This is a genomic window from Synechococcus sp. R5-15 (assembly GCF_047462035.1).
Taxonomy (GTDB): domain Bacteria; phylum Cyanobacteriota; class Cyanobacteriia; order Thermostichales; family Thermostichaceae; genus Thermostichus.
In genome coordinates this window covers 35,708-42,254 of sequence record NZ_JANSIK010000108.1, presented here as the reverse complement: position 1 = coordinate 42,254, position 6,547 = coordinate 35,708, and the positions used below count along the sequence as shown (strand labels likewise).

The window sequence follows — 6,547 nt, the reverse complement described above, 5'->3', positions numbered from 1 at the left end:
GAGCAGAGCAGGCTCAGGGCTACTGAAAGCCCGCTCCGTACCGCTTAGCGGTCGGAGCCGGGTAGTTTACGCAGCCAAGCGGGATCCCTCGTAGCCAGGCCAAGGAGAAGCAAGCACAAAAAAGGCAGGGTTAACTTGCCCCTGCCGAGAAGATCGAGAGTTGAGAGCTTGCTCTCGTTGTCGTAATCGTTGCATCAAGGCGCGGTTCCGTTTGTCCAGTTGGCGCTTGCGTGCCGATCCCCCACGACCGCGACGGTTTCTGCCCTGATGGCGAGGAGATTCATGAGATTTCAACAGCATGGGATTCCCCTGATAAACTAAACAGTCCTGCCTGATTCTAAACGAAACCTCAGCAACTGGCCACAAGACTGGCGGCGCAAGCTGCGGCATTTGCGGCTGGGGATAGGCCGTCTTTGTCAATTTATTCGCATCATTCGGCATGGAGGACTCCTTGGGACAGCCAGTCTTTTAGGCGGTGGGTAGCCCGGCAGTCATCCTCGTTGTAGATAAGCGAGTGCTCCAAATATCTGCGCTCCCGAGTTTCCAGCCATTGGCTATACCAATAAATGGACTGGGCGCCATTGGCATCCGGCAGACGCCACTGAAACCCCAACCAGCGGGCGATGTTTTTCAGGGAATAGCTCTCGATCGGCAGCACCACCGAGCGTTGCACCCAGGCCTGTAAATCCACAAAGCGCTGCAACAACTGCCGCAGCTGTCGGGGATCCGTGCGGTATTGCTCCCCCAGCCGTCGGCAGGTCTGCACTTCAAAGCCGTGAAAGTGGTAGATGGGAGCGTCAGGATAGCGTTGTGCCAGTTGCAAGAATTGCTCCCAAGCTTGCCTTTCTTCCCGCGGCTCGGCGGCCAGGCAACTGTGATAGCTCGCAACCTTTTTCCCCTCGGCTTGCTCCACCACCAGCAGGCCCAGCAGATAGGCGACGTTGTGGCGGGGATCCGCCTCGATATCGAAGTACAGCTCTACGGGTGTGGTGGGCAGGGTTTCCGGGGGGGATTGAATCCAGAGGGGCTGCCGGCTGAGGGTGGCACGGGCTTGCAGCTGCAGTTGCAGGGCCGCGCCGGATCCCAACTTGGGAATGGCTTGCAACCTATCCAACTGAGCGTTGGCCAGGGCTTCAATCGAGTGGATCCCCGCCTCTTGCAAAAGGGGATAGCGGGATCCCGTTACGCCCGGCAGCAGGCTGAGGGGTTGAGCGGCGGCGTTCAACTGGCGACAATGCTCCCGCCAGTGGCAAAGATGGCAGCGGCTGCGGGCCATGAACACCTGCGGTGGTTCCGGCTGGTTGAGGGAGTGCAGGTACTCCTGCAGCAATTGCCGCACCTGTGCTCGTCGGCGGCTCAGGTGGACGGGGTGCCACTTCCCATCTTTCAGGATCAAAATGCCCCGCTTGGGAACGTTTCCCTGCAGGGATCCGAGCAACTCTGCCTGCAAAGCCAGCAACAATTCGTATTCCGGTTTGGGGCGTTTGCCGATACGAATATGAACCGGCAGGTAAGAGGATCGGGCAGCGTGGCGACTTCTGCCAACGAGAGCGGGATCCCGAATCAGCAGATCCAGGGAGCTGCTCACCCAAACTGAACGTCCCTCTGGAACAGCTTCAGGCGGCAACGCAAGAGCGGGCACCATCTCGCAGTCTTCTGGGGCAGGGATGGGATCCCTTGGAGAGGAGGAGTGAGGGACAGGTTCAGAAGCAAGCTGCAACAGCTCTGCCTCAGCAGTACAGTTGAGATCTTCCTGCGGTTGCCAAAACAGCTCTGCGGCAATCCGTCCGCCGTAGATCCGCTCCGCCCCGTCGGCCATGGCTGCCAAGAGAGCTTCATTGCCCGGCGCAACCCGTTCTCCGGGGAATCGCTCAAACACAGCGGCTGCCAGGGCTTGGCGATCCCGCCGCCATTGCTCCAGCAGGTTGTCCGGCGGCAGCTTGGCCTCTTGAGGGCCAACCCGATCCAGGTAAGGCAAACGTCGGCAGCGAAAAAAAGCAAGCAGCTCCTCAGCCTCAACAGAACCCTGTCCTGCTGCTGCAACCTGGCACTCCAACGGCGGACAACCTCAGCTCTGCTGCCATTGTGGCACGCCCCCAGGCTGCCCTCTGATCCTTCAAGACTTGGGATCCTGAGCGGGCAGGAGATGGGCGATGATCCGCTCAATCGTCTCAGATTGGCGACGAGCTGTATCGGCTTGCTGTTGACATATTGCCTTTAACTCTCCCAGCCAAGTGCTCTGCTCCTGGGATATCAGCACCTGTTGTTGAACAATGGCTTTCAGATGGGTCAGGTCATCCTTGACGAAGCTGACGGTCTCGGCCAAGGTCAACACAGCCCCAACCAGGCGATCCAGCCGGAAGTCAATTTGGTCGAACCGGTCTTTGCTCTGCATTTTCCTTACATTGGTTAGTAGAGGTTATCGGTGGGCGCTGAAGGGAAGTCACTTCACCAAGAAAAAGCCCCAAGCCGAACAGTCAGCCCGCTCAAGCTTGTGTCTTTATTGTTACCCATACGTACAGATACAGCACTAGCTATTTAGTGCGACTTCCCCTATCTGCTGTACGATCACGCCCTGCCCTGCGGACGTAACTCACCCTTCAGGTGCAACGTATACTATTTTGCAGAGCTTGGAGAAAAACCACAGGGAACGAGATCACAGCCACGGAAGACTTGAAGGGATAGCATAAACTACTGCCAAGGGCAGGGATCCCTGATAAGACCTGCAGCTTGCTGACACGGCTGGCGTATGCTGGAGAATAAAGATTTCTTTACACTTTACCGGAGCGGACTGTGACAGCTCTTTCGACGGCCCCAACCTTGCCCCAAACCAAGACAGTGGCGGTGGAAATGCAGGGGGTGTGGAAGCGCTTTGGGCAGCAGGTTGCCGTTCAAGATTTGAGCCTGCAGATCCCCCAGGGGGAAGTGTTTGCCCTGTTGGGGCCCAACGGCGCCGGCAAATCCACCACCATCCGCATGCTTACTAGCCTTACCCGACCCAGCCAGGGATCCATCCGGGTGGGGGGGTATGACGTGGTGCGGGATCCGGTGGCGGTGCGGCAGCAAATTGGCGTAGTTCTGCAGCCTATCACCCTAGAGGCAGAGCTGACCGTTTGGGAAAACCTGGAGTTTCACGGGCGTATGCACCACATTTCCAACCCAGAGCGGCAACGGCGCATCGATGAATGGCTGGAGTATGTGCGGCTGGCGGATCGCCGGCAAGACAAAGTGAAAACCCTCTCAGGGGGAATGAAACGACGCTTGCAGGTGGCCAGGGCGTTACTGCATCGCCCCCAGATTTTGTTTTTGGACGAGCCCACCGTGGGATTGGATCCCCAGGCGCGGCGGCTGTTGTGGGAGATCTTGCGGGATCTCAATCGGCAGGGCATGACCTTGCTGATTACCACCCACTACATGGAGGAGGCAGAAGAGCTGTGCGACCGCATCGGCATCATGGATGGGGGAAGGTTAATCGAGTTGGGCAGCACCGAGCAATTGCGGGCCAAGTATGGAGAGGCTCTGTTGGTGCGCTCCTGTCCTGGCCGGGAGGTGGAGTACACCTTTTTCCCCAGCTTGGCGGAAGCTCAGCGGCAGTTGGAAGCTGAACCTGACAAAACCGGCCTCATGGTGCGCCCGGCCAACTTAGAAGACATTTTTGTGCGTTTGACAGGCCGCCGCTTGGATTAACGGGCCCTCACCCCTGGCCCCTCTCCCAACGTGAAGAGGGGAGAGTTATTTGGGGGTTAAGGTTTTTCCTCTCCCCATCCCTCCTTCGGAGCGGGGGGCTCAAACTTGTAGCCAACTCCACGCACGGTGCGGATCAACTCCGGTTGGCTGGTATCAGTCTCTAGTTTCTTGCGAATTTGGCCAATGTGGACATCGACCACCCGTTCATCTCCCTCGTGGTTAAAATCCCACACCTCTTGAATCAGCTCAGCCCGTCGCCAAACCCGCCCCGGATGTCGAGCCATAGCATAGAGCAAATCGAACTCCAGTGCTGTTAAGTTGATCAGGCGCTGCTCGCGGATGACTGCTCGGGTTTCCGGGTCGATTACCAAAGAGGCAAAGGTCAAGACCGGTGCGCTGGCAACTTCGGTCTTCATGCGTTGCCGCCGCAGAATGGCTTGCACTCGCGCCTGTAACTCCGGCAGGCTGAAGGGCTTGGTCAGGTAGTCATCTGCCCCCAACTGGAATCCGTGCAACTTATCAGCAGGGCTGACGCGGCTGGTCAACATCAACACGTACACGCCGGTCTCTTTTTGCATTTGCTGGCAGAGATCGTAGCCGCTCACATCCGGCAAGTTCAGATCCAAAATTACCAAGGCCGGCTGAAAAGCGCGCAACTGCTGTAAGCCCTCGGCCCCCGTCATCGCCACCTCAACCGAATACCCCTGCCGCTGCAAGTACCGCTGCAGTAGAGCACAAATGCTGGGATCATCATCGATGATGAGGATGCGTGACATGGCAGCTTGGCACTCTCGAAGTCAGCAGGAGACAAGGTTGCAGGGCGTTGGGGTGTGGGGATCCCTTCGGCAGCTCATGGGCAACAATCGTGCAGAGGCGATGGGCCCTCGGCTCGCGGGTGAATAAAGAGCCCTCTCAACAGGGCAAGCTTGACCCCAACCTCGGCTGGAAAGGGCCACAGGCGCAGGCAATTCATGAGTGATTGAACACTTAAATCTTATTTCAAGTCTTTACGTATGGGGTCACAGGGGGAGTTCATCCTTGTCAAGGCTGCCCTTCTCTCCAAATTAACGGAGGCTTATCCAAGAATCTTGGGCATTATCTTAACTGAATTGCCCAAGGGGAAAAGTAGCGTAAGGAGGATCCGTCAAGCAAGATCCTTAGCACCTGGAGTTAATCTGGAAGCTGTGACGCTGCTGTTCCTGTCTCAAAGTCTCGCTTTAGTGTGGCAGGTGGCAGTTTATCCCGGAGGCTTATGTACACCAATCCCGATGAAGTCTTCCGCAAAGATGTCTGGTTGGCCCTCTTCACGTGGGGGATCCTGGAGCTGGCTTGTTTCGTGATTATCCCATTCACCGGAGCCTACGCATTCTCGCAAGTGGCGGCTTGGCTGTGGCCCTCTTTGGTTTTGGGGCCGGTGGGGGCGGTGGTGGTGGCTTTCTGTTCTAAGGTGGTGCTGGCTGCTAACAACATCCCGGATCCCAGGAGAAAAAAAGCCCAGCGGCAAGTGGCTCAGGTGGTCAGTCTTTTCGGCTTTCTGGGCTTGGCATTGCCCCTCCTTCTGGCAGGATGGGTATTTGGCCGAGAGATTTTGACGACCGACTGGCAGAATAAGTTCACCAACACCAATAAGTAGAAGCTAATCTCCGACGCCCTTGCCCTCTGGGGTCGCGTCGCCCCGTCAGCGTTGCGATTCCTCTGCACAGGCCTAGCAAGAGCGCTGCGGAACACGATACATTGGGATGCAATCACGTCAGCGTTGCGCAGCAGTCGTGCTCTGGCTTTCGTAAATCCCCGGTTTTGACGGGGATCCCATCTTCTCTGCGGATTCTTGCCTGCAGCATTGCGGGAAGGTATTTCGGATGGCTAACTACCCGATGCGAGGCCGTTCTTCTCCTGCTTCTGGCGGTTTTCCCTTGGGCACCTTGGTGGTGGTGAGTGTCTCGGTTGGGGCTCTGGCCGCCTTGGCTTGGCAGTTGTGGCAGCTCGTCGCCCCCATGTTGGCCCCCCCTGCCCCGCCTCAATTTCCGCAGGCGGTGCGCTTGGATCCCTTGCCCCGCCCAGCCAGTTTTCCCTCTCCCCCCTCTGGCCCTGCTGCAGGCACTGTTGACCCTGAGGGATTTCCCCCCGGCAGCCGCGGGCGGGTGATCGAGCCCATTGGCCTGGCCATCCGCAGCCAGCCCTCTGTTGATGGAGCCTACCAAGGGGGAATTGTGGTGGGGGAAACGGTGACGGTGTTGGAGTACAGCGCCGATGGTCGTTGGCAACGGGTGCGGCGGGAGTTGAACGGACAAGAGGGCTGGGTGCGCGCCGGCAATTTGGGCCCTGTGGATGGTGCTTCAGCTTCAACTTCTACAGCTCCCACGGTTGAACCCAACCCTGAATCAACTCCTTTGCCGACTCGACCCCCCATGGTGGCAGTAGGTGGGCAGGGACGGGTGATTGAGCCGATTGGCTTGGCGCTGCGGGCCACTCCAGAGCGGGAGGGAACCTACATTGGTGGTGTGCCCATGAACGAGGTGGTGACGGTGCTGGGCCTCAGCGAAGATGGCCGTTGGCAGCGCATTCGCCGTCAGAATGGGCAGGAAGGTTGGGTGCGGGCGGGGAATTTAGCGCAGGAGTAGCCCTTGCCATAGGCATAGCCCTACAGATGCCCTGGTGGGGGATTGTAACACCAGGGAAGCCTGTGTTTCGCTAGAGCAGTGCCGTTTGCGTCATCGGGACCGAGTCCTTGGCAGGGGAACTGGTGAAACACACTCCATTTCGGCTTGGTGCTTCAACAAGGGATCCCTGGGGCAAGGGGTTAGCTTTACCCTTTCTGGCCCTTGGGTTGGCCTTCTCTCTAGGCGCCTGCCGACCGGCT

Annotated in this window: 6 protein-coding genes; 3 read left to right on the top strand and 3 right to left on the bottom strand. The window is 58.1% G+C overall.

Annotated elements, in window-relative coordinates:
* Positions 1 to 430: 430 nt before the first annotated feature.
* Both NW839_RS10000 and NW839_RS09995 read right to left on the bottom strand, forming a co-directional pair.
* Positions 431 to 2,056 (bottom strand): TM0106 family RecB-like putative nuclease, encoded by a 1,626-nt coding sequence (locus NW839_RS10000; protein WP_414349785.1) that lies wholly within the window; start codon positions 2,054 to 2,056, stop codon positions 431 to 433.
* 60 nt (positions 2,057 to 2,116) lie between these two features.
* On the bottom strand, positions 2,117 to 2,395 hold the full coding sequence (locus tag NW839_RS09995) for a hypothetical protein (RefSeq protein ID WP_011431115.1): 279 nt from the start codon (positions 2,393 to 2,395) through the stop codon (positions 2,117 to 2,119).
* 443 nt (positions 2,396 to 2,838) lie between these two features.
* Between NW839_RS09995 and NW839_RS09990 the strand changes: the two genes are divergently transcribed.
* Positions 2,839 to 3,687, top strand: a complete 849-nt coding sequence (locus NW839_RS09990) for an ABC transporter ATP-binding protein (protein WP_414349813.1) — start codon at positions 2,839 to 2,841, stop codon at positions 3,685 to 3,687.
* Positions 3,688 to 3,743: 56 nt separating this feature from the next.
* Here NW839_RS09990 and NW839_RS09985 read toward each other — a convergent pair whose 3' ends face one another.
* Positions 3,744 to 4,463: a response regulator transcription factor gene (locus NW839_RS09985; RefSeq protein WP_011433617.1), complete on the bottom strand. Its 720-nt coding sequence runs from the start codon at positions 4,461 to 4,463 to the stop codon at positions 3,744 to 3,746.
* 476 nt (positions 4,464 to 4,939) lie between these two features.
* Here NW839_RS09985 and NW839_RS09980 point away from each other — a divergent pair, with 476 nt between their 5' ends.
* Positions 4,940 to 5,320 (top strand): hypothetical protein, encoded by a 381-nt coding sequence (locus NW839_RS09980; protein ID WP_414349786.1) that lies wholly within the window; start codon positions 4,940 to 4,942, stop codon positions 5,318 to 5,320.
* A 226-nt stretch (positions 5,321 to 5,546) separates the two neighbouring features.
* The gene (locus tag NW839_RS09975; protein ID WP_414349787.1) at positions 5,547 to 6,308 is read left to right on the top strand and encodes an SH3 domain-containing protein; all 762 of its coding nucleotides are present in this window, start codon (positions 5,547 to 5,549) and stop codon (positions 6,306 to 6,308) included.
* Positions 6,309 to 6,547 lie beyond the last annotated feature (239 nt).

Bases quoted from the DNA above. Each gene is read 5' to 3' on its own strand.
- NW839_RS09995 (WP_011431115.1), bottom strand. From the start codon at position 2,395: ATGCAGAGCAAAGACCGGTTCGACCAAATTGACTTCCGGCTGGATCGC.
- NW839_RS09985 (WP_011433617.1), bottom strand. From the start codon at position 4,463: ATGTCACGCATCCTCATCATCGATGATGATCCCAGCATTTGTGCTCTA.
- NW839_RS09980 (WP_414349786.1), top strand. From the start codon at position 4,940: ATGTACACCAATCCCGATGAAGTCTTCCGCAAAGATGTCTGGTTGGCC.
- NW839_RS09975 (WP_414349787.1), top strand. From the start codon at position 5,547: ATGGCTAACTACCCGATGCGAGGCCGTTCTTCTCCTGCTTCTGGCGGT.